Below are 25631 nucleotides of genomic sequence, written 5' to 3' on the forward strand. Positions count from 1 at the left end.
AGCATCAGCCCACCTCGATGCTGAAGGCGGCGGTGAACACCTGGCCCGGTTCCAGGGTCATGATGCCTTCTTTGTCGCGCAGCTCGCCGGGCTTGCCGGCGGCGCTGGCCACGCCGTGCCAGGGCTCCACGCACACGAAACCGGCGCCGGGGCCCTTGGTCCAGAGGCCGAGGTAGGGGAAACCGTCGAAGCGGAAACGCACGAAGTGCGCCGACTTGTGCGTGCGCAGCGTGAGGTTAGTAAAATCGTAGTGCTTGAACACCAGGGCGTCGTCGGCAAACAGCTCGTAACTCAGCGGCAGCTTTTGCTCGTGGTTCAGCACGGGCGCGGTGGCGCCGGTGAGCAGGCCACCGCGCAGCAGGTGGCGCTCAAGCGTCACGGGGTGGTCGAACTCGAAGTAATAGTCTTCGAAGGCCTCGCCCGGCAGCAGCGGGCAGCGCACGGCCGGGTGCCCGCCAATGCTGAAGAGCAAGGGCTGGTTGGGGGCGGGGTTGCGCACGTCCCAGCGCACGGTGAGCTGCGCGTCGCGCAGGGTGTAGGTGATGGTCAGCTCGAAGGCGAAAGGGAAAATGGCCTGGGTGGTTTCGTCGTGCTGCAGCCGAAACGCTAGCTCCGTGGCATCGTGGTGCAGCACGGCAAACTCCTGGTCGCGGGCGAAGCCGTGCTGGGGCAGCTTGTAGTCGCGGCCCTCGTAGTGGTACACGTCGTCGGGCAGGCGGCCCACCAGCGGGAACAGCACCGGCGCGTGCCGGGCCCACACGGCGGGGTCGCCGGGCCACACGTATTCGAGGCTGTCGGCCAGGGTGACGAGGCTGGTCAGCTCGGCGCCGTGGGCGGAAAAGGAAGCCCGGCAGGTTGGGCTTTCGAGGGTGTAGGTGGTGGGCACGGCGGTGTAAGGCGGGGAGGGTTCTTCCAAAAGAGCGGGTTGCTCGGCGGTGCGCAGCAGCTCGTCAACCAAATAACGGGCTTGGGCAAAGCGGCGGGCGGGGTCGCCCGAAATTTCGGCAAAGTTGGACATGCGCTCCCGCAGTTCGCGCAGGTACAGGTCGTAGAACTGCTGGCGCAGGTGCGGATGCTCGCGCAAGGGGTCGGCCTGCCAGGGCAGGTCCACGCCCATGAGCAGCACCAGGTCGTACTGCTGCTGGTCGATGCGGCGCAGTATCCACTCGGGGCAGGCGCCGAAGGAGTGCTCGGCCCAGATTTTAATCACCAGCAAGTCGGTGTCGCAAAACACCAGCCGGTGGGCGCCGGCCTCGGCTGCGGCTTCGGCCTGCAGCTGGCCGCGGGCAATTTCTTCCAGGTCTTCGAGCGTGTAGTGCGGGCCCGAGTCGGCCAGGTATTCGCGGGCAAACTCAGGGGCGAAGGACGTGCCGTAGTGCGTCGCCAGCTGGGCAGCCAACGTCGTTTTGCCCGTCGATTCGGGGCCAGTCAGGGAAATGCGCAGCAAAGGTGAGCGAAGGAAAACGGGGGTGGAAAGGGGCTAAGCAGCCATGCAGAGGCGTTAGGGGGTGGACTAACGGGGGTGCTTCCGGGCTACACAGTTATTCAAAGATGGCAAATCGTTATGACTTTACGGGCATATCGCAGCATAATACCTTCATTATTAAGCTGAAATTACCTTGCCCGGTGTGGCAATCTCGCGTCGCCACTGCCAGTAGCCGTAGGCCGCCAGCCCCAGAAACACCACGTAGAGGCCGCTGGTGAGGTACAAGTCGCGGTGCCAGTACATGCCCACATAGGCCACGTCGACGCCCACCCAGAGCAGCCAGTTTTCGAGGTGGCGGCGCGAAAGCAGCAGCTGGGCCGCCAGGCTGATGGCCGTGGTGGTGCTGTCCCAATAAGGCAGCGCGGCGTCGGTACGGGTGGAAAACAGGAAGCCGGCGCCCAGCGCATAAAGCACGCCCGCGCCCAACAGCCAGGCTGCCAGCCGGGGCGGCGTGCGCGTGATGGGCAGCGGCGCCGCTTCGGCCGCCGCACTTCCCTGCAGCCACTTGGCCCAGCCGTACACAAGTAAGGCAACGAATGCCAGCTGCAAGCCGGCATCGGAATAGAGCCGGCTCTGCCAGAACACCAGCATGTAGAATATGCCGTTGACGATGCCGACGGGGAAGTTCCAGATGGAATTGCGGGCCGCCAGCCACACGCAGGCCACGCCCGTGAGCACGCCGCCCACTTCCAGCGGGCTGGCCGATTTGAGGGCGGCCCCGACGGCGGGCAGAAAATCGAAAAGAAACAGGGCGGCCACGAAATGCAGGTCAGGGAAAGCCGCAAGGTAGCCCCGCGCCTACTTTTGCGTGCTCAACCCCTCGCCCCATGGAAAGCGCCCCCCTCGACATCAGCCCCGAAGAGTTGCACCGCCGCCTGCAGGCCGGCGACGACCTTCAACTCATCGACGTGCGCGAGGAAATGGAGTTCGAGTACTGCCACCTGCCCGGCAGCCAACTCCTGCCCCTGAGTGAGTTTACGCGCCGCACCGGCGAAATCCGCGAAGAAGGCCCGGTGGTCGTCATCTGCCACCACGGGGTGCGCTCGGGCCAGGCGGCCGGCTACCTGCGCCACCGCCTGGGCCGCACCAACGTGCTGAACCTGCGCGGCGGCGTCGCCGCCTGGGCCGAACGGGTGGACCCGGCGTTTCCGACGTATTGAGGCTCTTTGAACTGTCGGGCAGCGCGGAGCGAAGCATGACGTTCGAGGCATTTTCAAAACTGTTTCCCAATCGTTTGAGGCTGAAATCCGTTGAAGGAGCACACCTTGCTTCTACCAATGCCTGATTTCGCTTTTGCCCCGCCCGCACCGGCCGACCCGCATGCTCCTACCCTGGCCGACCGGCTGGCCCTGCGCGAGCGGCCCATGGGCACGCCCCTGCTCCGCCAGGAATGGAAAGACCTGCTGTTTCTGCACTGGCCGGTGCCGCCCGAGCTGCTGCAGGCGCACCTGCCGACCCGCCTGCGCATCGACACGCACGAGGGAATGGCCTGGCTGGCCGTGGTGCCGTTTCAGATGGCCAAGGTGCGCACCCGGGCCACGCCGCCCGTGCCCGGCACCGATGAATTCCTGGAGCTGAACGTGCGCACCTACGTGCACCTCGACGGGGTGCCCGGCGTGTGGTTTTTCTCCCTTGATGCCACCAGCCCGCTGGCGGTGTGGGTGGCGCGCACGTTTTTTCACCTGCCCTACCTGCGGGCCGACATGCACATGGAAAGCCCCGGCGAGCAGTTGCGGCAGTTCTCGGCGCGGCGCACCCACCGCGGAGCGCCGGCCGCGCAGTTTCGGGCTACCTGGAAAACAGGGGCGCCGCTGCCACCGGCCGAGCCGGGCTCGCTGGCCTTTTTCCTTACCGAGCGCTACTGCCTCTACGCCAGCAACAAGGCCCAGACCAAGCTCTATCGGGGCCGGGTGGCACACCAGCCCTGGCCTTTGAGTTCGGCCCAAGTCCTGCATTACGAATCGACGCTGGTAGAAAGCCACGGCCTGCCCACGCCGGCCGGTGCGCCGCTGGTGCACGTGGGTGGGCCCGTGAGCGTGGAGCTGTGGCCCATGCAGCGGGTGTAGGGCAGCGCGGCCGGTTATTCGCGCAGCCAGCGCGTCATGCTCGGGAAGGTTTCGGCAGTGGTCAGCCCCATCCAGGCCAGCAGGGGCAGGCCGGGGTATACGCCTTGGCGGAAATTTTCCATAATCCACTGGCTGCTATTGCGGTAGCCGGCAGGATGAAACACAATTTCGAGCGGCACGCCAATGGCCTGCGCGGCCGCGTACGACCACAGCATGGCCGCAATTTCCTCGCCGTCGGTGCCGTGCTGCTCGGGCTTGCCGGCCATTACATTGCCCGCCAGCTGGGTCCGCTCGGCGGCGGGCGTCACGGCCAGGTGGCCGGCCTCGTGGAGGATGTCGCCGGGGTAAAGCAGCTTGGCGGGGTCGAGGAGCAGGCCGCCGTTTTCGATGAGAATGCCGGGCAAGAAGGTTTCGGCTTCTAGCCGGGCATCTTGGGTGGGAATGCCGATTTCGGCCAAGAACTGCCGCATGGCCGGCAGATGGGCGAGGGCTGCCGCATCGGCGGGGGAAGAAGCCGGGCGCTTGCGGAACAGTGCGAGAAAAGATGAGACGGCCATAAACCAAACTTAGTGTTGTTTTGGCAAACTCCCGCCAGGGGCCACGGCACGCTAACGCTTTGTTGTTTCGGTTCCGCCCTGCTACGCTGGCTTAGGCCGTAATTTTGGGCCAATGCCCAACGCCTTCGTCCTGCCGCCCCTACCCGATTTGCCCATCCTTGCGGCGCTGCCCGACCTCCTTTCGGCGCTGGCCACCAGCAGCCGCGTGGTGCTGGAGGCGCCGCCCGGCGCGGGCAAAACCACCGTGGTGCCGCTGGCCCTGCTGGCCGCTGAGTGGCGCGCGCCCGACGATAAAATCCTGGTGCTGGAGCCGCGCCAGCTGGCCGTGCGCGGTGCGGCGGCCCGCCTGGCCCAGCTGCTGGGCGAGCCCGTGGGCCGCACCATCGGCTACCGCGTGCGGCTCGACAGCAAGGTGAGCAAAGAAACCCGGGTGGAGGTCATCACCGAGGGCATTCTTACGCGCATGATTCAGGACGACCCGGCGCTGGAAGGCGTGGCGGCCGTGGTGTTCGACGAATTTCACGAGCGCAGCCTCAACGCCGACCTGGGCCTGGCCCTGGCGCTGGATGCGCAAGCCGTGCTGCGCGACGACCTGCGCATTCTCATCATGAGCGCCACGCTCGAGGCCCAGCGGCTGGGGCAGTGGCTGCCGGCGCCGGTGGTGTCGTCGGCGGGCTTCTTGTTTCCGATTGAAACCCACTACCTCGACCCGCGCCGCGCCTCCACCTTGCCCAACAAACCGGCCGACCGGCTGGCCGAGCTGGTGCCCGCCCAGGTGCGCGCCGCGCTGCACACGCACACCGAGGGCGATGTGCTGGTGTTCCTGCCCGGCGTGGGCGACCTGCAGCGCAGCGCCCGCAAGCTGGCAGATGCCCTGCCCGACCACATCGACCTGCACCTGCTGCACGGCGAGTTGCCGCTCGAAACCCAGGATGCCGCGCTGCGCCCCGCCAAAGCCGGCCGGCGCAAGGTTATTCTGGCCACCAGCATTGCCGAAACCAGCCTCACCATCGAGGGCGTGCGGGTGGTGGTTGACGGCGGCTTTGCGCGGGTGCCGCGCTTCGTGCCGCGCACGGGCTTCACCACGCTCGAAACCGTGCCCGTGGCCCGCGCGGCGGCCGACCAGCGCCGGGGCCGCGCGGGTCGCCTGGCGCCCGGCACTTGCTACCGCCTCTGGACCGAAGCCGAGCATCATAACCTGCCGGCCCACCGCCCGCCCGAAATCCAAACCGCCGACCTCAGCAGCCTCGCCCTGGAGCTGGCCCTGTGGGGCGCCGCCGAGCCCACCAGCCTGCGCTGGCTGGACGTGCCGCCGGCCGCTGCCTTTGGCCAAGCGCGGGAGCTGCTGTTGCGGCTGGGCGCAATTGCAGGGCAGGAAGGTAAGGGGGTAGTAAGGTATGAGGGCATTGAACCAAGTACACTGGAAACACCTCCTACCCTCATACTCTCCTACCCTCCTGCCCTGAATAAGCCGACGTCCCACGGCCGCCAACTAGCCGCTCTGGGCCTGCCGCCGCGCCTGGGCCACTTGGTAGTGCGCGGGCAGGAGCTGGGCCACGGGGCCGCGGCGGCCTCGCTGGCAGCACTGCTGGCCGAGCGGGACCTGCTGCGCTGGGCCGCCCCCACCGACACCCGCCCCGCTCCGCCCGACCTGCGCCTGCGCCTCGAAGCGCTGGCCAGCGGCCGCCCGCCCCTGCCGGGCCTGGCCCTGCACCACGCCACCCTGCAACGGGCGCGCGACGTGGCCCGCAACCTCACCAGCCGCCTGGGCAAACTGAGCAATCCACCAACCCACCAATCCGCCCATCCACCAGTCGGCCTGCTCACCGCCCTAGCCTACCCCGACCGGCTGGCCCAACGTGAAACCCACGACCGCCTGCGCCTCGTGACGGGCCAGCGCGTGAGCCTGAACACGACGGACGTGGACCCGCAGGCCACCTTTTTTGCGGTGGCGCATTTGGCGGGCACAGCCTCGGCCCCGCGCGCCACGCTGGCCGCACCACTGGGGCAAGACGAGTTGGAACTGGCCTTTGCCGAGCAAATTACGACCACCGATGAGGTGCGCTACGACCCCGCCACCCAGCGCGTGACCGGCCGCCGGGTGCGCCGCTTGGGCGCGCTGCTGCTCGATGAAAAGATTATTGGCCAGCCCGATGCGGCGCTGGTGGCGCGGGCCCTGCTCGATTATTTGCAGGAAGCCGGCGTGAGCAAGCTGAACTGGACGCCCGCCGCCCGCCAGCTCCAGCAGCGGCTGGAGTTTCTGCGGCAGCACTTCCCGGCAACGGAGGATGCAGAGCCGTGGCCGCCTTTTGATGATGAAACGCTCGCACACGAGCTGGCCGACTGGCTCGGGCCCCACCTCACCGGCCTCAAAACCCTCGACCAGGTGCAGCGCCTCGACCTCTACGAGCCGCTGCTGGCCCGCCTGCCCGGCGGCTGGAACCAGCGCCAGGAGCTGGACCGCCTCGCGCCGGCCGCGCTGGAAGTGCCCAGCGGCTCGCACATCACCCTCGACTACAGCGACCCGGCCGCGCCCGTACTGGCGGTGAAGCTGCAGGAGCTTTTCGGCCTGACCGAAACGCCCGCTGTGGCCGGCGGCCGCGTGCCGCTGCTGCTGCACCTGCTCTCGCCCGGCGGCCGGCCGGCGCAGGTGACGCGCGACCTGCGCAGCTTTTGGGAAAAAGGCTACTTCGAGGTGCGCAAGGACCTAAAAGGCCGCTACCCCAAACACCCCTGGCCCGACAAGCCCATGGAACACATTCCCACCAAGCTTACCAAAAAGCGGCTGGGACAATAGGTAGATTGGCGGGGTGGTGGAGCGGTGGATGAGCTTATATTAAGGGAAACACGGATACTGCTTCACTAATCCACTATTCCACCAACCCACCAATTCACTACTCAACGCATCTCGTTCTCGTCCAGGAAGTTCTTGCCATTGGCCCGGGGCGAGTAGTGGCGGTGCAGCCAGCGGCTGAGGCCGCCCAGGCCGGGCAGCAGCACCCGCTCGGTGATGTTGGCCTGGTCGAGCTTGTCGCGCACTTCCCACTTGAGGCGGGCAGGCAGGATGATGCGGAAATACAGGTCGGGGCGGTTGGCCAGCCAGTCGTGCAGCACGCTTTGGGCCGTGCTCATCAGCGAAAACAGCGCGTACTGGTGCACGATGCGCGCATCGAGGCTGGGCGGCTCTAAAAACAGCACGTAAGGCTCGGCCTGCAGCTCTTCGAGCTCGCGCAGGCTGCTGCTCACTGGCTGCAACAGCTCAGAGGTGAAGACGTTGGAGCCTTCGGCCTGGAGGGCCTGGCGCAGGCGCTGGGGCAGGTGCTCGGCGGCCTTCACGTAGTTCAGGGCCCAAATGATGCCGTCTTCGTGGTAGGCCGCCAGGTCGTCGGTGGCGAAGTGCAGGGCCACGTAGGGCGAGTACGTCCAGTCGAGCAGGCGGGTGGGCAGTCCGTGGTGCTGGGCCAGGGCCAGCCAGTCCCAGGTGCTGGTGGTGGCGGTGGGCAGGCTGGTTTCACGGGCGTACTTGCGGAAGTTGCGCAGCAGGTGGTGTTCCAGGTTCTGGTATTCGCCGCCGAGGCGCTGCAGGCTCGTGTCGAGCTGGAAATGGCGCGAGCGGCCGCCCCGGTACACAAACGGCGACCGGAACCGACCGATTCGGGCATCCCAGGTATCCTGGAACAGCAGCCGCTGCAGGTCTTCCCAGGACGTGGCTTCGTAGTCGTTATCGGCAGAAAAGGGCATGGGCGAAGATACGCCGGAAGGCAGGGTGACACAGGTTTAAGAATTCGTTAAAAAGAAAGGTCGTGCTGAGTGTAGCACGACCTTTCTTTTTAACGAGTAGACCATGTTACTCCCCCGCCGGGAAATCAGCGGCGTCGCCTACTTCGGCGTACTGCTCCAGTTCCTTGCTGATGGCCGCAAACTTCTCGCGGGCGCCTTTTACGGCGGCTTTGCCCAGTGGCAGGTGCAGGGGCGGGTTTTCGAGCTGCACCACGTCGTACATGGCCTTGGCGGCGCGCACGGGGTCGCCGGGCTGGCGGCCGCTGTAGCCCTGAATACCGCGCAGGTTTTCACCCACCGTGGCCTCATAATCCGCAATTTTGGTGTTGGCAATGGTGGCCGACTCGCCGGCCCACTTCGTGCGAAAGCCGCTGGGCTCAATGTTCGTCACTTTGATGCCGAGCGGCGCCACCTGCTGGCTCAGGCTTTCGCCAATGGCTTCCAGCGCAAACTTCGAGGCGTTGTAGATGCCCACGCCGGGGAAGGTTTTGAGCCCGCCGATGCTGGTAATGTTGAGCACGTGGCCGCTCCGCTGCTTGCGCAGCTGCGGCAGCACCGCCCGCAGCACATGCAGCGCGCCAAACACGTTCACGTCGAACTGGCGCTGCACTTCCTCGGCCGGCACTTCTTCGATACTGCCCATGGAGCCGTAGCCCGCATTATTCACTATGACATCGAGCTGGCTGAACTGGGCAATGGCATCGGCAATGGCTTTTTTGACAGCGGCTTCATCGGTCACGTCGCACACCAGGCCCAGGGTGCGGCCATCGGCTTTCTGGGTGAAGGCGTCGGCCTGCTCGGGCTTGCGGAAGGTAGCGGCCACGCGGCCGCCTTGTTCGAGTACGTAGTCGGCCAGGGCTTCGCCGAAGCCGGACGAGGCGCCGGTAATAAACCAGGTTTGGTTGGTGGAATCAGGCATGAGGTTAGAAAGAAATTAGTAACTGCCCTTCTTACCAGTCCGCCTGCTGAAAGGTTTGTTCGGCGCCTTCTCCCATCAATCCAACACCACGCCCCGGGTTGCCAGGCCAGTAGCTCCGGCAGCTTGCAGCACGTACCGGCCCGGCGCCAGCCCGGCCGTGGGCAGTGTGGCTGCGGTGATATGGGCAGGCACCACCTGCGTCCGCACCCGCTGGCCCAGTACGTTCATCAGGCACAAGGTGATGGGCGTTGCGTTGGCCTCCAGGCAAACAGTCAGCCCTTCCGTTGCTTTGCCCGGGTTCGGAAAAACGCTGAGCGTCGTCATGGCCGCGTTGCGGCTTGCGGCCAACGGCGTGCGGCTCAGCCGGGCCACAAAGCCGTTGGTCCGGCTACCGCTGGCCAGCACCGTGCCGCCCAGGCTCACCGTGCCCAGAATGTCGCCGGCCACGCGGGGCTCGCCGCCGGCATCGAGCGCCAGCGCGTACGGCGTTACACGACCATAGCTGCCGTCGCGCTGGGCCCCCAGCAGCCGGCCCTGGCTCGAATAGCGCAGTAGAAACAGGTCGGCGTTGCCGGTGCTGCTCAGTCCGCCTTCACTTGCGGCCAACTGGCCGGCGAAAAGGCCAGCCAAGTGCAGCTGTCCGGCCGCATCGCAGGCTACCGCGCCGGCTGTGGCTTCGTTGCCGGCAGCGCCATTGCCCGCTACGGCTTGTGCCCACTGCAGCCGCCCTTGAGCATCGAATTGGCCAAGCACGGCTACAGCACCACGGGTTGTGGCGCTGCCGGGGAGCGGCTGGCCTGCCAGCGTCCCTGCCCCTTGGTAGCCGCCGGCCACGGCGAAACCGCTGCCGCTGGCGCAAAGCCCCCGCAGCCGGTTCAGGTAGCTGCGCTGGCCGCCGTTGACGTAGCCGGTACTGGTGAGCTCCTGCGCCCACTGCGGGGCGCCGGCGGTTGTCAATCCCATCACGAAGGCCCCTTGTTGTGGCTCGGGCGGCGAGGTAAACGCCAGCGCCGGCAGCGTGCCCCCGGCGCGCAAAGTCAGCGTGCCCTGAAACTCACCTATGGCCGCCAGCTGGCCGGTGGTGGCATTTACCGTGAGCGCCGAAATGTAGCCATACACCCCGAGCGGACTAGTGGCCGCCACGCCGCTCACGCCCGGAAAATCAACTTGCGCACCTGGCACCCCGGCCGCCGAGAACAAGCGCAGGCCCATCCCAGCTACCAGCGCCGAGGGTTGGTTGCTGATGGCAACGTAAACCATGCCGGTGGCATCCACAGCCACTGCGTCGGCGTTAGTACTCATGTTGGAGTCGGTGATGGCTTGAGCCCATAGCACCGTGCCGCCCGGGCTTAATTTGGCGACGAAACCGTTGGCTCGGCTACCGATGACATTGGCCGGCAACGCGAAAGTACCCAAAGTGAGTGTGCCGCTATAAGTTCCGCATACCACGGTGTTGCCGGTGGCATCGAGGGCCACATCTTCGGCTCGGGCGGCGGTACCCGTGCCGGACGTGGCCAGGGCAGTGGTCCACTGCACGGCGCCTTGTGCGTCGAGCTTGGTTACCAAAGCACTGTTGAGCTGACCATTGAGCGGCAGGCTTTGGCCGTTGTACGTGGCCGCGCTGCTGTAGTAGCCCACCGCCACCGTGGCACCGCTGGCGTCGACAACCACCCGGTTAAAGTGCGTGTTGCCGGGGCTGTACACCGATTTGGCCCAGCCTTGGGCCGAGGCGCCCAAGGGCAGGAGCATGGCGGCCAACAGGCCGAGAATGGGGCGGAGTAGTGGGGTCATATTTGGGAAAGGAGTTGACGGGCAAAAGCATCAAACGATGTATGGTTGCATTTCCATAAATTAGAGACTACGCGGCCCAGTATGGTTGCCAGAAGCCTGGAAAACACTCAACAGCGTATCGCCGGCGCAACTTTTCTCGCGCCAACCCGATTTCCCGCCGTAACTTTGACTGGCAAAAGGTACCAACCCCCAACCCCTTTTGCCATGGCGGACTCCGCAACCCCCAAAATTGCCTTCGAGGCTCTCACCTACGACGATGTGCTGCTGCTGCCAGCGTACTCCGAGGTTTTGCCCCGCGACTGCGACACCAGCACCCGCCTCACCCCCAACATCCGGCTGCAAACCCCGCTGATTTCGGCGGCCATGGACACCGTCACGGAGTCGGACATGGCCATTGCGCTGGCGCAGGAAGGCGGCTTGGGCATCATTCACAAAAACATGTCGGTGAAGGCGCAGGCCGAGCAGGTGCGCCGCGTGAAGCGCAGCGAGTCGGCCCTGATTCAGGACCCCTTCACCCTGCCGCCCACCGCCACCCTGGCCGACGCCCGCCAGCTCATGCGCAAGCACAACATCGGCGGCATTCCGGTGGTGAACGAAAGCCAAGTGCTCGAAGGCATCCTCACCAGCCGCGACCTGCGCTTCGAAAAAGACATGAGCCAGCCCGTGACTACGGTGATGGTCCCCTTGGACCGCCTCGTGACGGCCCCCGCCGGCATCACCCAGGCCGCCGCCGAGCAGCTCCTCACCGACAGCAAAGTGGACAAGCTGCCGCTGGTAGACGCTGAGGGCCGCCTCGCCGGCCTGATGACCTACAAAGACATTCGCAAGCGCCGCCGCGCCCCCAACGCCAGTAAAGACCACCTGGGCCGCCTACGCGTGGGCGCCGCCGTGGGCGTCACGCCCGACCTGCTCCAGCGCGTGGCCGCCCTGGTGGAGGCCGGAGTCGACATCGTGAGCCTCGACACCGCCCACGGCCACTCCAAAGGCGTGATGGATGCCGTGCGCGCCATCAAAGCCGCCTACCCGAACCTGGACGTGATGGCCGGCAACGTGGCCACCGAAGCCGGCGCCCGCGCCCTGGCCGAGGCCGGCGCCGACGTGGTGAAAGTAGGTGTGGGCCCCGGCTCTATCTGCACCACGCGCATCATTGCCGGCATTGGGGTGCCGCAGCTGTCGGCCGTGCTCGAAGCCGCCAAAGGCCTCGCCGGCACCGGTGTGACGCTGGTGGCCGACGGCGGCATCAAGTTTTCGGGCGATGTGGTGAAGGCCCTGGCCGGGGGTGCCGCCGCCGTGATGGTGGGCTCGCTGCTGGCCGGCACCGAAGAAGCGCCCGGCGACCTCATCATTTACGAGGGCCGCAAGTACAAGAGCTACCGCGGCATGGGCTCCGTCGAGGCCATGGAGGACGGCAGCAAGGACCGGTACTTCCAGGACGCCGAGGACGACGTGAAGAAGCTGGTGCCCGAGGGCATCGTGGGCCGCGTGCCGTTCAAAGGCAACGTGGGCGAGGTGATTTACCAGTTGGCGGGCGGGCTGCGCGCTGGCATGGGCTACGTGGGCGCCCCCAACATGGAGGCCCTGCAGGCGGCGCAGTTTGTGCGCATCACCGGGGCGGGCCTGCGCGAAAGCCACCCGCACGACGTGCAAATCACCCGCGAGGCGCCGAATTATTCGAGCCGCTAGTCAAACTTTTTTAGCCGTCTGAGATTCAACAAGCCCCGCCGGCCTACGCTGGTGGGGCTTCTTACGTATGGCCGTCGGGATGAACCGGGTTTTGTCCCTGCGATTGTATCTTGCATGCCGGTTGAGCGCCGCCCACGGCGCAAGAGGCTGGTGGGCTTGTGTTATTCCTAGTTTCTGTCTGTGCCTCAACGCTTACGCTCCATTTTATTGCCGCTGACGGCCCTGAGCTGGCTGCTGCTGCTGCTGAGTGCCCTGAGCCACTCGGGGGCCGGGCCGTGGCTGGGCGCGTGGCCGCAATGGACCACGCAGCTCGCGCAGGGCGTGTTTGTGCTGGGCGTTTTCTTGCTCTACCGCTACCACCGCTCGCCGCTGCAAGGCCAGGCGTTTGTGCGCCTGCTGAAGCGCCTGCTCCTGGGGCCGGGCCTGTTGGCGCTGGTGTGCATTGGCCTGCATTTGCTCGAGCGCCTGCTTGAGCCCGGTGGTGGTACCGGTCAGGCCAGCCTGCTGTTTACGAGCATCTACACGGTCAACCTCGGGTTGTTTGTCGTTTTCCTGGCCCGCACCAACTACGCATGGCGGGCGCTGGTGCTTTTCCGCTCCACGCCCCGCCTGCAGCGCGAGTGGACCGTATTTGAAGTGCTGCTGGGTGCCACGCTCCTGTTTCGGCTGGTGGGCGTGAACCCGCCCGATTATTTGGCCTACCCGCTGGTGGCGGGGCTGGGCTTGTTTGGGGTGTACCTGAGCGGGCACCAGAAATGGGTGGCCTACCTCAGCCAGCGCGAAAAGTGGCGGGCTATTTTGCTGCAATCCGGCCTGCTGCTCGGCCTGCTGGTGTTTGTGCAGTACTTCCGCGTCACGCAGGTCGACCCCCAGCTTATTGCGCCGCAGCCGCAGTACGCGTTTTTGTTGCTCACCGCATTTTTCTCGGCCTTTTATGCCTTGATGGGCTTACTGGTCACGTTTTTCAACATGCCCATTGCCGACGTCATCGAGCAACGGCGCAACGAAATACTGCGCCTGCAGCGGCTCACCCAGATTATCCAGCGCGGCCAAACCACAACCGAGGTGTACCGCATTCTGCTCGAATCGGCGGTGCAAACGGTGCAGGCCGACGCCGCCTGGCTCGACCTCGACCCCGCCCACGCCGGCATCGATGCAGCCGACGCCACGCAATACCACTGCCTCACCCCGGACCAGGCCGATGCCATGCGTGCCCGCCTGCAGGGCCACGAGCTGCCCGAGGGCGAATACATCACCAACGACCTGAATGCCCGCATTGGGTTTGAAGGCACTTCGCAGCACTACCGCTCCATGCTGCAGTTGCCCATGCGCGGCCTGCACTTCAACTACGGCATGCTCTACCTGCTGAAGCTGGAGCCGCACACATTTGACCGCGAAGACCTGAGCATTCTGCAAACGTTCACCAGCCAGGCCGTGCTCAGCATCGAAAACCTGGAACTGGTGCGCACCTCGCTGGCCAACCAGCGCACCCAGGAAGAGCTGAAAATTGCCTCGCAGGTACAGGACAGCCTCATTCCCAAAAACCTCCCCACCGACAACTGGTTCGACATCAGCTCGCACTCGCTGGCGGCCAAGGAGGTGGGCGGCGACTTCTACGACTTCCTGCACCTGCCGGGCCGGCGGCTGGCCGTCATCATCGGCGACGTGAGCGGCAAGGGCGTGACCGCCGCCTTCCACATGGCCCAGATGAAGGGAATTTTCCACTCCCTGATGCAGGAAAACCCGCTGGCCAAAAACGAGCGCGACAAATTTCCGGTGCCCAGCCGCTTCATGGCCCAGGCCAACATGGCCCTTACCCACTGCCTGGAAAAATCCTCGTTCATCACCTCCTCGCTCTACATCATTGATTATGAGCAGGGCGGCTTCGTATTTGCCCGCGCCGGGCACTGCCATACGCTCTACTACCACGCCCTGCGCGAAGAAGTGTTCTACTTTGATTCGCAGGGGCTGGGCCTCGGCATCATCCGCAACGAGAGCTACGAGAAGCACATCAAAAACCAGTTTTACGACTACAGCCCCGGCGACGTGATGGTGATTTACACCGACGGCATCGTGGAAGCGCGCGGCGGCGACGGCACCGAGGAATACGGCGAAGACCGGCTGAAGCTTCGTCTGGAAGAGAGCTATTTCCAGGAGGCCGACGAAATTAAAAACTTCATTCTCGACGACCTCAACGGCTTTACGCACGGGCACCCCATTCATGACGACCAGACCTTGCTGGTCATTAAATTCAAGTCGGCCCAACCCCTACCGTTAGCCTGACGTATCGACCTCACTATGAAAGTAACTGCTCAACCCTCCGCCGATACGCTTACCCTCCTGCTCGACGGTGAGCTGGACGCCAGCTCCGCCATTGTCCTTGACACTGAGCTAGCTAAGCCCGATATTCTGAACTACCGCAAGGTGCTCGTCGACTGCGCCAAGCTGAGCTACATTTCGTCGGCCGGCCTGGGCGTGTTCATCTCGCACCTGCAGCGTTTCCAGGATGCCAACGTGAAGCTGGTGTTCTTCAACATGCAGGAAAAAGTGTTCAACGTATTCGAAATCCTTGGCCTGGATGCGCTGATGACCATCGTGCCCAGCGCCACCGAAGCCGAAGCCGCCTGATATTAAGTTTTGAATGTTAAGGGTTGAGTGTTGAGTTAACGGGGTCCGCCCTTGCGCTGCACAGGTATCCATTTAACATTCAACCCTCAACATTCAACCCTTCCGACGTGAAATCATCGCTCCGCATTGCTTGCTCCCGCAGCCACCTGCAAGAGGTGCGGGATTTCGTGCGGAATTACCTCAGCAGCCTCAGCCTGCCCGAAATCACCATCAACCAAGTGGTGCTGGCCATTGATGAGGTGGTGGCCAATTTCATCATCCATGCCAACGGCGAGGACGAAACCCAGTTCCTGGACCTGGAACTGGCCTTTACCAAGCAGGAGCTGAATGTGGAAATTGCCGACCACGGCGACACCATTTTCCTGCCCGGCGCTCACCAATCGCCCGACCTGCGGGCCTACATCAAAGAAGGCCGCAAAGGCGGCATGGGCATGACCCTGGTGAACCGCCTCATGGACCGGGTAGAATTCTTTACCCGCGGCAACCACACGGTGTGCCACCTGAGCAAGCATTTGGCTTAAATCGAAGCGTTTCTGCCCTCTAGCACGTCATGCTGGGCGCAGCCGAAACATCTCTGCCGCAATAGTAAATAATTACGTTGCGCATGAGAGATGCTTTGGCTGCGCCCAGCATGACGTTCTTTGTTTTGGATTGGCTGCTGATAAGCTTCGCCTTTCTTTCCGTCCGGAAATTAGTTAATTTCGCACCGGTAATTTTATGCCCGCGCGGCTGACTTCTTCCCAGCCGAGGTTCTTGTTTTCTCTAGCTTTTTATATGCACAAACGCATTCTGTACGCCGGCGCAGCCGTCGTGACGTTGCTGGCGGGTTGCCAGACCTCTAAACCGGCCCCCTCGGCCGCCGTGGCTTCTACCACCGCCACGGGCCCCGTGGTCGAAACGCTGGGGACTTACCCCGTGCCGGCCAACGAGTTTGCCTACGTGTACCGCAAAAACAACAGCTCGGCCCCTGACTACGGCACCCGCCAGAGCGTGACCGACTACCTCGACCTCTACACCAACTTCCGCCTGAAAGTGCTGGAAGCCGAGCAGCGCGGCCTCGACACCACCCAGGCCTTCAAGCGCGAGTTGGAAGGCTACCGCCAGCAATTGGCCCAGCCCTACCTCACCGAGAAGAGCGTGACCGACCAGCTCGTGCGTGAGGCCTACGACCGCATGAGCCAGGAGGTAAATGCCTCGCACATCCTCGTCCGCGTGGCGCCTGATGCCACGCCGCAGGACACCCTGGCCGCTTACCAGAAAATCACGAAGCTGCGCCAGCAAGCCCAGGCGGGCGAAGACTTCGGCCAGCTGGCCCGCGCCAACAGCGAAGACCCTTCGGCCAAGGAAAATGGCGGCAAGCTGGGCTATTTCACGGCCATGCAGATGGTGTACCCGTTTGAGTCGGTGGCGTATAAGACGCCGGTGGGGCAGGTGTCGCAGCCGGTGCGCACGCGCTTCGGCTACCACCTCATCAAGGTGAACGACAAGCGCGCGGCGCAGGGCGAAATCAAGGTGGCCCACCTCATGATTCGGATGAACGCCAACGCACCCAAAGCCGACTCCATCACCGCCAAGAAGAAAATTGACGAGCTGTACAGCCGCCTGAAAAAGGGCGAGAACTGGGACAAACTCGTGGCCCAGTTCTCGGAAGACGCCGGCTCGGCGGCCAACGGCGGCGAGCTGCCGCCCTTCGGCACCGGCCGCATGATTCCTTCTTTCGAAGAATCCGCCTTTAAGCTGCAAAAGCCCGGCGACCTCTCGGCTCCTGTGCAGACGCCCTACGGCTGGCACGTTATTCGGCTGATTGAGAAGCAGCCGCTGGCCAAGTTTGCCGACCTGGAAGCGGGCCTGAAAAGCAAAGTGGCCAAAGATTCGCGCTCGGAGCTGAACAAGGCCGCCTTCCTGAAGCGTGTGCGCCAAGAAGACAAGTTTGCGGAAGTGCCCGCCGCCAAAACCTACGTATTCAGCAAAGCCGACACGGCGCTGGTGGCCGGCCGCTACAAGTACGTGGCCCCGGCTGCTGCGATGAAAGCGCCCGCTAAGAACGCCGTGACTGACAACTCGGCGCTGTTCACCATCAACGGCAAGCCCTACACGGTGAAGGAGTTCCTGACTTTTGCGCAGCAAAACCAGCGCCCGCGCACGGGCGCGCAGCCCAGCTTCGCCATGCAGCAGCTCTACGACCAGTACGTGGAGCAAAGCCTGACCGACTACGAGAAAAACAGCCTCGACACCAAGTACGAGGACTACCGCATGCTGGTGAAGGAGTACCGCGACGGCATCCTGCTCTTCCAGCTGATGGACGAGAAAGTATGGAGCAAGGCCATTGAGGACACCGTGGGCCTGAAAAAGTACTTCGCTGCCAACCAAAGCAAGTACCAGTGGGACCAGCGCGTGCAGGGCACGGTGGTGAGCGCCGCTTCGCCCGCCCTGCTGGCCCGCGCGCAGAAAGAGCTGAAAGCCGGCCGCACCCCGGTGACCAAGAACGTGCCCAAGGCTATTGCTGTTCGCCCGGGCGGGACCATTCAAACCAAAATTGGCGGCATTGCTCTGGATGGTTTGCTCAAGGAAATGCTGCAGGACACCCTTTCACGCGTGACCCTGACCGGCCGCGTGAAGAAAGGCGAAAAAGCCAGCCTGGCCGGCGCCCGCGCCGACTCGGTGGCCAGCTACCTGCGCCGGCGCGGCGGCATTTCGGCCCGCCGCATCAGCAAAACCGTGGCCAAGGCGCCTGCCGCCGAAAGCCAGGTGCAAGTGGCGGTAGTGAGCGCCAATCCGGCCGCCATCGAGAGCGAGCTGAACGAGCAAAACCCGCTGTCGGTGCAAATCAGCCAGCGCATCTTCCAGAAGGGCGACAACAAGGTGATGGATGAGCTGATGGGCAAGGGCCCCGGCACCTATAATGTGCAGAAGGACGGGCGCTACTACGCCGCCACCATCGACAAAGTGCTGCCGGCCGGTCCCAAAACCTTGGCCGAAGCCCGCGGCCAGGCCACCAGCGACTACCAAACTTACCTGGAAAAAGAGTGGATTGCGCAGATGCGCGCCGCCCGCCCCGTGCAGGTGAACGAGGCAGAGGTGAATAAGCTCATCACGAAGTAATACCTGTACCCCGAAGCTCCGGCTTCGGCCCGCCAGAACAAGGACGTTCAACGGGCCGAAGCCGGAGCTTCGGGGTACTCGTTTTTAGGCGCTGCAACCTTCTCCGCCGGGTGCGGCTCCTTGTTTTTGTCCGCCCGCGGATTTATCATGAAATTTGTGCGCCCATTTGCGTGTTAAGCGTGGGTGTGGCTCAGGCCCTGGCCGAATGGCCGACGGGCTTTTCTTAGTTGATTATATGCTTGTTAATGTGAATCGTGCCGCGGCGTCGGCCCTTCTTACGCTCTTGTTGCTCGTGGGCCTGGTGCCCGTTTCCAAGGCCCAGCTGGGCATCAGCCGGCCCAAGGGGCAGGAGCTGCTCGACGGCATTGTGGTGAAGGTGGACAACCAGATTGTGCTCCGCTCCGACGTGGAGCTTATTTACGGGCAGGAAGTGGCCCGCGCGGCCGGCAAGCCGCTGCCGCCCGATTTGAAATGCAAAATCCTGCAAAGCCTCGTGCTGAACAAGCTGATGCTGGCCAAGGCCGAAACGGACTCGGTGGTGGTAGAAGACAAGCAGGTGAACAGCGAGGTGGACCGCCGCATGGCCTATTTCGTGCAACAGATTGGCTCGGAAAAACGCCTCGAGGAGCAATACAACAAGCCCATTAAGGCGCTGAAAGACGACCTGCGGCCCCAGATTAAGGAGCAGCTTACGCAGCAGAAGATGCAGGAAACCATCACCGGCAAGGTGGCCGTGACGCCCCGCGAAGTGGCCCAGTACTTCAGCCGCGTGCCCAAAGACAGCCTGCCCTACTTCAGCACCGAGGTGGAAGTGGGCCAGATTGTGATTCCGGCGCAGGTGAACGACAAGGCCAAGCAGGCCGCCATTGCCAAGCTGAACGACATCCGCGCGCAGGTGCTGGGCGGGGCCGATTTTGCCACGCTGGCCAAGCAGTATTCCGAAGACCCGGGCTCGGCCAAAGAGGGCGGCTACCTCGGCTTTTTTAAGCGCGGCGAGTTGGTGCCAGAGTACGAGGCTGCGTCGATGAAGCTGGAGCCGGGGCAGTTGTCGCCGGTGGTGCAGTCGCAGTTTGGCTTCCACCTCATTCAGTTTATTGAGCGCAAGGGCAACACCTACTCGACGCGCCACATCCTGCTCAAGCCCGAAACCGGTGCGGCCGATGCCAGCGCCTCGGCCAAGCAGCTCACGCGCCTGCGCCGCCAGATTCTGTCCGACAGCATCAGTTTTGCTAAAGCTGCTAAAGACAATTCTTCCGACAAGCAAAGCAGCACCAACGGCGGCCTGCTTGCCAACCGCCAGGACGGCGGCTCGCGCCTACCGCTTGATAAGCTCGACCCGGCCATCTTCTTCGTCATCGACACCATGAAGGTGGGCCACATCACCCCGCCCATGCCCTACCGCACCGACGACGGCAAGGACGCCATGCGCATCCTGTACCTGAAATCGAACACGCCTCCTCACCAGGCCAACCTGGAGCAGGACTACCAGAAAATTGCCGCTGCTGCCCTCAACGAAAAGCGCACTAAAGCCTTGGATGAATGGTTTGCCAAGAACCGTAACTCGGTGTACTTGGAAGTGGCGCCGGAGTACGCCCAGTGCAAGGTGCTGGAATCGACGGATAACAGATAGCCCCCTTTCTTTGTCATCCTGAGCACAGCGAAGGACCTTATCACCACCGAACGGAAACCGTTCTTACTTGATAAGGTCCTTCGCTGTGCTCAGGATGACAGCTTTTTTAGCTTAGCTCTTTTCTATTAATGGCTCAATTCCAAAACGACAAAGAAGCGGCCGATGCCCTGGCGGCTTCCTACCAGAAGCTGCGCCAGGAAATCGGCAAGGTCATCGTGGGGCAGGACGAGGTGGTGCGGCTGGTGCTCACCGCCGTGTTTTCGCAGGGCCACAGCCTGCTGGTGGGCGTGCCCGGCCTGGCTAAAACCCTGCTGATTCAAACCATTGCCGACTCGCTGGATTTGTCGTTCAACCGCATCCAGTTCACGCCCGACCTGATGCCCTCCGACATCGTGGGCTCGGAAACGATGAATCAGCAGCGGGATTTTCACTTCGTGAAAGGCCCCATCTTCGCCAACATCATCCTGGCCGACGAAATCAACCGGACGCCGCCCAAAACCCAGGCCGCCCTGCTGGAATCTATGCAGGAATACGCCGTGACGGTGGCCGGGCAGCGCTACCCGTTGCAGCGCCCGTTCTTCGTGCTGGCCACCCAAAACCCCATCGAGCAGGAAGGCACCTACCCCCTGCCCGAGGCGCAGCTTGACCGCTTCATGTTCAACATTGAGCTGGGCTACCCGAGCTACGCCGAGGAGCTGAGCATCGTGAAGAACACGACCTCGAACATCAAGCAAACGGTGAACAAGGTGCTGCACGCCGCCGACATTCAAGCATTCCAAGAGTTGGTGCGGCGCGTGCCGGTGGCCGACAACGTGGTGGAGTACGCCGTGGGCCTCGTGCACAAAACCCGCCCCAACACCGAGCGCGCCCACGCCCGCACCAACCAGTTGCTGGAATGGGGCGCCGGCCCCCGCGCCTCGCAGCACCTTATTGTGGGCGCCAAGTGCAATGCCCTGCTCAACGGCAAGTACTCGCCCGACATTGAGGACGTGCGCGCCGTGGCCGTGCCGATATTGCGCCACCGCCTCGTGCGCAACTTCAAAGCCGAAGCCGAAGGCCTCGGCGTGGAGCAGATTGTGAAAGAGTTGTTATAGAGAACAAAAAGAACGTCATGCGGAGCGTAGCGAAGCATCTTGCCCGCCATAGTAATCATTTACTTCTGCGGTAAAGATGCTTCGCTACGCTCTGCATGACGTTCTTTGTCGTTGTATTGCCCCCAAACCGAATGGAAGCCCAAGCCTACTATCAGCAATTTGAGCGCAACGTGCGCATCATCCTCGACGCATTGGCCGCGGGCCTCGACCTGCGCACCACCGCCCTCGAAACCAGCCTGCCCCTCGAAGTGTACGTGCTGTGTGAGGTGCTGAATCAGGGCGCCGGCGAGGATTTCGTGCTCTCGGCCAGCGGCGTGGCCCGGCTGGCCGAGTTTCAGCAGCAGTTTATGAAGCACGAGGGCCAGACGCTGGCTGCCATGCAGCGGGTGCTGGCCGACAAGCGCGGCACCATGCGCACGCCGGAAGGCCGGGTGCTGACCAAAGAAATGCTCATCCGCCGCCTCGAATTCTTCAACGAAGCCGCCCGGCAGGTGAACGTGATGCGCACCCAGCAGTCGCTGGGCAGCCCTTACCCCCACGTAGGCGCCAACAAATAATGCATCGTCTGCTTCACGAAAAAGGCCTTTCCGCACGCGTGTGGAAAGGCCTTTTTTATGAGCTGATACAACCAAATGCTTACTGCGGCGAGCGGCCCATCATGTGGCCGGCGTCCTGTGAGCGTATTTCGGTGTGGCCGTCCTTGCTGTGCTCCAGGTTCAGCTCGCCGTCGGGCTCTTTTTTCAGGTCGCTGGATACTTCGGCACCGGAGCTGCTCTTAGAAATGGTGACGCCGCCGTCGACGAAATAAATGGCGCCTGTAACGAAGCTGGCCTCGTCCGAAGCCAGAAACAGGTACACGTTGGCCACTTCTTCGGGAGTGCCGCGGCGGCCCATGGGCACGCCCTCCACGGTTTGCTTTTCCATTTTCGAGGTCATGGGACCGGTTTCCTTGTGGGTCCAGGCCGTGTCGATGGGCCCAGGCCCGACGCAGTTGGCGCGCACCCCGTTCTTGGCCTGCTCGCCCGCAATGCCCTTAATGAAGGCGTGTACAAAGCCCTTGGTGCCGCCGTAGGGCGTGTTCATGGGCTCGCCCATCTGGCCGGCCTCGGAGCCGGCGGCTACGATGTTGCCGCGCGTTTTTTGCAGCTCGGGCAATGCGGCCCGGCTCATGTGGAAGGTGGTGTAGATGTTGTTCTTCACCATGTACTCAAACGCCTCAACCGGGTACTTGTCTAGCTCTTCGGCGGCGGGGAAGGCGCCGGCGTTGTTCACCAGCACGTCGAGCTTGCCGAACTGGCCCACGGCCGTTTGCACGCAGGCCAGCGCGGTAGCTTCGTGCGAGAGGTCGCCCTGGAAGGCCACGGCCCGGCCGCCGCTGGCCAGGATTTCGTTGGTCACCTGCTGCACGGGGTCCTCGGCAAAGCCGGCGACCACGACGGCCGCACCTTCTTGCGCAAATTTTTTGGCGATGGCTTCGCCGATGCCCGCGCCGCCACCGGTCACGATGGCAACTTTGCCGCTGAGTCTGTTTGCCATGAAAATAAAAAGCCCAGTCTCCAGCTTGGGCCAGGGGTTAAGTGGAAAGGAAGGAAGGCCCGGGCTGGAGACTGGGCGGTATTTTCTTACCTTCTAAACCCGGGTTGGGTTACTACGGCCGCGCTTTTGCCGTACTTGCCTGCATGCTGCCCCGCGCTCCGCTCCTCACCGCCCGCCTCTGCCTGCGCCCCTACGAACCGGCCGATGCTGAGGCCTTCTTCGCCCTGCTCCACGCCGACCGGGCGCGCTTCCAGCCCTCCTTCCCCGACCGCCTGCAGGCCGTGCGCACTCTGGCCGATGCTCAAACCCTCCTTGGCACCTTCGCCGACGACTGGCGCACGGGCCGCTTCTACGTGTTCGGCATCTGGGAGCGCGCCACTGAAGTGTACCTCGGCGACATCTGCATTATGCCCCAGCAAAAAGGCCAGGCCGAAATCGGCTACTACCTAGCCGCTGCCGCCGAGGGCCAGGGCTACGCCCGGGAGGCGTTAGTGGCTACTACTGCTTTTGGCTTTGAAGCCATCGGCTGCCAACGCCTGCTGGTGCGCTGCTTCCTTAGCAACGAGAAAGGCCAGGCCGTGGCCCGCGCCGTGGGCTTCGCGCCCGAGCCGCCGCCCAAGCGCCCGCTCTGGTTCCGCAACTCGGACGCCCTCAGCCGCATCTGCCGCCTGTGGCTCACGCGCAAAGTGGAAGCAACCTAGGGCAACTCCGAGTTCTACTGCCCCACCCGCGCCCGCCGGCCGATGTTGCCCAGCAGCCATTCCTGCCGGAAATTGAAATACATGGCCAACGAATAATCAAGCGCGCCGCTGTTGAGGTCGTACACTGGCTCGACGCGCGCCGTGACGGCTGCCGCGTCCGAGATGCGGATGTCACGCATCAGGCGCACCATGATAATCTTGCGGTGGGGGTCCAGGAACCCGGGGTCCGACACCGTGCGCGAGGCGCTCTGGTAGAAATCGCCCCCCAGCGGCGAGAGGAAGCGCTGCCCCTGCCAATAGCTCACCATCACATCCAGAATACGGCTTTCAACGGTGCCGTTCAGGTACAGGCCCCAGCCGTTGCGAAACGGAAACTGCCCACGCGTGAACGAATAATCCTGGTAGCCCAGCACGTAGCCTTGGAAACGCACGGCCCGCACGGTGGGCCCTTGCAGTTGGTACCGCGTTTCCAGGCCCAGGGCGCCGTTGAATACGGTTTGCAGGGGCTTATCGAGCGTATCAATCTGCCCGCCGTGGTGGATGGCCGTGAACTGGAACGGGATGGTGGTAGTCCAGCGGCTACCGTCGCGGCTGGTGCGGTAGCTGGTGCTCAGTCCGCCGGCCACCTCTTCTTGGTAGTTGCTGTAGCGGTACTGCTGGCGCTGCCAGTCCACCCACTGGTCGAGGAAAAACCGATTGGTGCGAATGACCGTCTGAATGCCTTCCTCCAACGGGTTTAGCATCACCCGCTCAAAGTTGAACATCGGCTCGATGTAATAGTGGTGCAGGTGCGGGCGGATGTTGCCGAAGATAAGCTGCTGCTTGCCGTGCGTCCAGGTGGCCCGGAAGGTGGGCCGCACCGCCCGCAACTGCGGGTTGCCGAAGTCTTTCCACAAAAACACGCCGCCTTCCAGCCGCAGGTTTTGCGACGGGTAATAAACCAATTGCGGGTTCAGGTGCGTGCCGTAGAGCGTGTAGCCGTCGATGATTTTGTTGAAATACTCGTTGTCCTTGAAGAAAACGAAGGCATTGAGCGAAAGGCGCAGGTCGCCCTTGCGGAAGGTGTGCGCCCGGGTGTAGTCGGCTTTTTCCCAGGCGAGAGAATCAGGAGATAAGGCAGTGCTAATCTCGGCCGGGCGTCCCAGCGTATCACGCAACGCACCGGGCTCAGGACTGGTAAAGGCGCGGTTGTCCAGTTGGGCTTGGGCTGTTTCTACTCTAATTAGCAGAGCCACAACACCAACTAAAATTCTTAGATAATTCCTCATATATTTCCGCTTTCTGCGGCACGATTCCGGTGGGCGCTGTGTTAGAAAAAGCCGTCGCAAAAGGGGCTATTCGGAGGATTTACCAAAGAATAGATTTATCTGATTGCCACGTCGCCAAAACCCTTAACTTTACCAAACCTAATTCCTTTTTCCCAATCACCCCCCAATGGCACTAGCTACCAAAGCGGCTCCGAAAGCCGACAAAGTTGAAAAAGCGGAGCGAGGCGACATGAACGTCGCCGCCGAAAAAATGAAAGCCCTCCAGCTCACGCTCGACAAGCTGGACAAAGCCTACGGCAAGGGCACAGTGATGAAGCTCAGCGACCAGAAGGTGGGCGACATTCCGGCTAACAGCACGGGTTCGCTTTCGCTCGACATTGCCCTCGGCATTGGCGGGTTGCCCAAAGGCCGCATCGTCGAAATCTACGGGCCGGAATCGTCGGGTAAAACCACGCTCACCCTGCACGCCATTGCCGAAGCCCAGAAGGCCGGCGGCATGGCCGCCTTTATCGACGCCGAACACGCGTTTGACCCCATCTACGCCCAAAAACTGGGCATCGACACCGCCAACCTGCTCATCGCTCAGCCCGACAACGGCGAGCAAGCCCTCGAAATCGCCGACCAGCTGATTTCCTCGGGTGCCGTTGACATCTGCGTGATTGACTCCGTGGCCGCCCTCGTGCCGAAAGGCGAACTCGAAGGCGACATGGGCGACTCAAAAGTGGGCCTGCACGCCCGCCTCATGAGCCAGGCCCTGCGCAAGCTCACCGGCACCATCAACAAAACCGGCTGCTTGTGCATCTTCATCAACCAGCTGCGCGAGAAGATTGGTGTGATGTTCGGTTCGCCCGAAACCACCACCGGTGGTAACGCCCTGAAATTCTATGCTTCCGTGCGCCTCGACATCCGTCGCATCGGCCAAATCAAGGAAGACAAAGACAACGTGACCGGCAACCGCACCAAGGTGAAGGTGGTGAAGAACAAAGTGGCCCCGCCCTTCAAGGTGGTCGAGTTCGACATCATCTACGGCCAGGGCATCTCGAAAGTCGGTGAGATTGTGGACCTCGGCGTCGACATGGGCATCATTGCCAAGTCGGGCTCGTGGTTCAGCTACGGCGACCAGAAAATCGGCCAGGGCCGCGAAGCGGTGAAGACTTTGCTGCTCGACAACCCCGAACTGGCCGACGAAATCGAACAGAAAATCCGTACCATGGCCAAGGGCGACGTAGACGTCATCCCCGTAGACATGGCCGGCCCCGAAGACGGCGAAGACACGCTGTAATCGAGCCGAAAACAGTCAAAGAGAAAGCCCGTTGCCTTGTGCAACGGGCTTTTTTTACGTCCGTATCTTTGAGGATGCTTGGGCTGGCATTGCGTTTGTCTAGGGCTC

At 63.1% G+C, this 25631-nt stretch carries 21 protein-coding genes; 13 read left to right on the plus strand and 8 right to left on the minus strand.

Annotated features, from left to right (window positions below):
* Positions 1-4 precede the first annotated feature (4 nt).
* Both MTP16_RS03940 and pnuC read right to left on the minus strand, forming a co-directional pair.
* The gene (locus MTP16_RS03940; protein WP_243516127.1) at positions 5-1447 is read right to left on the minus strand and encodes an aldose epimerase family protein; all 1443 of its coding nucleotides are present in this window, start codon (positions 1445-1447) and stop codon (positions 5-7) included.
* A 156-nt stretch (positions 1448-1603) separates the two neighbouring features.
* Positions 1604-2245 carry a nicotinamide riboside transporter PnuC gene (gene pnuC / locus MTP16_RS03945; protein ID WP_243516129.1) on the minus strand — a complete coding sequence of 214 codons (642 nt, stop codon included), beginning with the start codon at positions 2243-2245 and terminating at the stop codon, positions 1604-1606.
* Positions 2246-2313: 68 nt separating this feature from the next.
* Here pnuC and MTP16_RS03950 point away from each other — a divergent pair, with 68 nt between their 5' ends.
* Positions 2314-2646 (plus strand): rhodanese-like domain-containing protein, encoded by a 333-nt coding sequence (locus MTP16_RS03950; RefSeq protein WP_243516131.1) that lies wholly within the window; start codon positions 2314-2316, stop codon positions 2644-2646.
* Positions 2647-2763: 117 nt separating this feature from the next.
* Positions 2764-3552, plus strand: a complete 789-nt coding sequence (locus tag MTP16_RS03955) for a YqjF family protein (protein ID WP_243516133.1) — start codon at positions 2764-2766, stop codon at positions 3550-3552.
* 14 nt (positions 3553-3566) lie between these two features.
* Here MTP16_RS03955 and MTP16_RS03960 read toward each other — a convergent pair whose 3' ends face one another.
* The gene (locus MTP16_RS03960; protein ID WP_243516135.1) at positions 3567-4109 is read right to left on the minus strand and encodes a hypothetical protein; all 543 of its coding nucleotides are present in this window, start codon (positions 4107-4109) and stop codon (positions 3567-3569) included.
* A 112-nt stretch (positions 4110-4221) separates the two neighbouring features.
* Here MTP16_RS03960 and hrpB point away from each other — a divergent pair, with 112 nt between their 5' ends.
* Complete coding sequence (hrpB, locus tag MTP16_RS03965; RefSeq protein ID WP_243516136.1) at positions 4222-6906, plus strand: ATP-dependent helicase HrpB; 2685 nt, start codon at positions 4222-4224, stop codon at positions 6904-6906.
* Between the two features lie 101 nt (positions 6907-7007).
* On the opposite strand, the gene MTP16_RS03970 is transcribed toward hrpB, so the two are convergent.
* The 3 genes from MTP16_RS03970 to MTP16_RS03980 form a co-directional block, all read right to left on the minus strand.
* Entirely contained in the window at positions 7008-7850 is an 843-nt protein-coding gene (locus MTP16_RS03970; protein ID WP_243516137.1) for an FRG domain-containing protein, read from the minus strand.
* Positions 7851-7956: 106 nt separating this feature from the next.
* Positions 7957-8808: an oxidoreductase gene (locus MTP16_RS03975; protein ID WP_243516138.1), complete on the minus strand. Its 852-nt coding sequence runs from the start codon at positions 8806-8808 to the stop codon at positions 7957-7959.
* A gap of 75 nt (positions 8809-8883) precedes the next feature.
* Positions 8884-10599 carry a T9SS type A sorting domain-containing protein gene (locus MTP16_RS03980; RefSeq protein ID WP_243516139.1) on the minus strand — a complete coding sequence of 572 codons (1716 nt, stop codon included), beginning with the start codon at positions 10597-10599 and terminating at the stop codon, positions 8884-8886.
* Positions 10600-10803: 204 nt separating this feature from the next.
* On the opposite strand from MTP16_RS03980, the gene guaB reads away from it, so the two are divergent.
* The 8 genes from guaB (at position 10804) to MTP16_RS04020 (ending at position 21293) form a co-directional block, all read left to right on the plus strand.
* Positions 10804-12282 carry an IMP dehydrogenase gene (guaB, locus tag MTP16_RS03985; protein ID WP_243516140.1) on the plus strand — a complete coding sequence of 493 codons (1479 nt, stop codon included), beginning with the start codon at positions 10804-10806 and terminating at the stop codon, positions 12280-12282.
* Between the two features lie 180 nt (positions 12283-12462).
* Positions 12463-14565, plus strand: coding sequence for a PP2C family protein-serine/threonine phosphatase (locus tag MTP16_RS03990; protein ID WP_243516141.1), 2103 nt, complete (start codon positions 12463-12465; stop codon positions 14563-14565).
* 15 nt (positions 14566-14580) lie between these two features.
* Entirely contained in the window at positions 14581-14910 is a 330-nt protein-coding gene (locus MTP16_RS03995) for an STAS domain-containing protein (RefSeq protein ID WP_082684950.1), read from the plus strand.
* Between the two features lie 107 nt (positions 14911-15017).
* A complete protein-coding gene (locus MTP16_RS04000) occupies positions 15018-15431 on the plus strand; it encodes an ATP-binding protein (RefSeq protein ID WP_243516142.1) in 414 nt (137 codons plus the stop codon).
* Between the two features lie 253 nt (positions 15432-15684).
* Positions 15685-18012, plus strand: a complete 2328-nt coding sequence (locus MTP16_RS04005; protein WP_243516143.1) for a peptidylprolyl isomerase — start codon at positions 15685-15687, stop codon at positions 18010-18012.
* A gap of 235 nt (positions 18013-18247) precedes the next feature.
* Entirely contained in the window at positions 18248-19642 is a 1395-nt protein-coding gene (locus tag MTP16_RS04010; RefSeq protein WP_243516145.1) for a peptidylprolyl isomerase, read from the plus strand.
* A gap of 128 nt (positions 19643-19770) precedes the next feature.
* A complete protein-coding gene (locus tag MTP16_RS04015; RefSeq protein ID WP_243516147.1) occupies positions 19771-20736 on the plus strand; it encodes an AAA family ATPase in 966 nt (321 codons plus the stop codon).
* 131 nt (positions 20737-20867) lie between these two features.
* Positions 20868-21293 carry a hypothetical protein gene (locus MTP16_RS04020; protein WP_243516149.1) on the plus strand — a complete coding sequence of 142 codons (426 nt, stop codon included), beginning with the start codon at positions 20868-20870 and terminating at the stop codon, positions 21291-21293.
* Positions 21294-21372: 79 nt separating this feature from the next.
* Here MTP16_RS04020 and MTP16_RS04025 read toward each other — a convergent pair whose 3' ends face one another.
* Positions 21373-22272, minus strand: a complete 900-nt coding sequence (locus MTP16_RS04025) for an SDR family NAD(P)-dependent oxidoreductase (RefSeq protein ID WP_243516151.1) — start codon at positions 22270-22272, stop codon at positions 21373-21375.
* Positions 22273-22415: 143 nt separating this feature from the next.
* Between MTP16_RS04025 and MTP16_RS04030 the strand changes: the two genes are divergently transcribed.
* Positions 22416-22973, plus strand: coding sequence for a GNAT family N-acetyltransferase (locus tag MTP16_RS04030; RefSeq protein ID WP_243516153.1), 558 nt, complete (start codon positions 22416-22418; stop codon positions 22971-22973).
* Between the two features lie 14 nt (positions 22974-22987).
* On the opposite strand, the gene MTP16_RS04035 is transcribed toward MTP16_RS04030, so the two are convergent.
* The gene (locus tag MTP16_RS04035) at positions 22988-24208 is read right to left on the minus strand and encodes a hypothetical protein (RefSeq protein ID WP_243516155.1); all 1221 of its coding nucleotides are present in this window, start codon (positions 24206-24208) and stop codon (positions 22988-22990) included.
* Positions 24209-24470: 262 nt separating this feature from the next.
* Between MTP16_RS04035 and recA the strand changes: the two genes are divergently transcribed.
* The gene (recA, locus tag MTP16_RS04040; protein ID WP_243519961.1) at positions 24471-25523 is read left to right on the plus strand and encodes a recombinase RecA; all 1053 of its coding nucleotides are present in this window, start codon (positions 24471-24473) and stop codon (positions 25521-25523) included.
* Positions 25524-25631 lie beyond the last annotated feature (108 nt).

The sequence above is a fragment of the Hymenobacter monticola genome (genome assembly GCF_022811645.1).
Taxonomy (GTDB): domain Bacteria; phylum Bacteroidota; class Bacteroidia; order Cytophagales; family Hymenobacteraceae; genus Hymenobacter; species Hymenobacter monticola.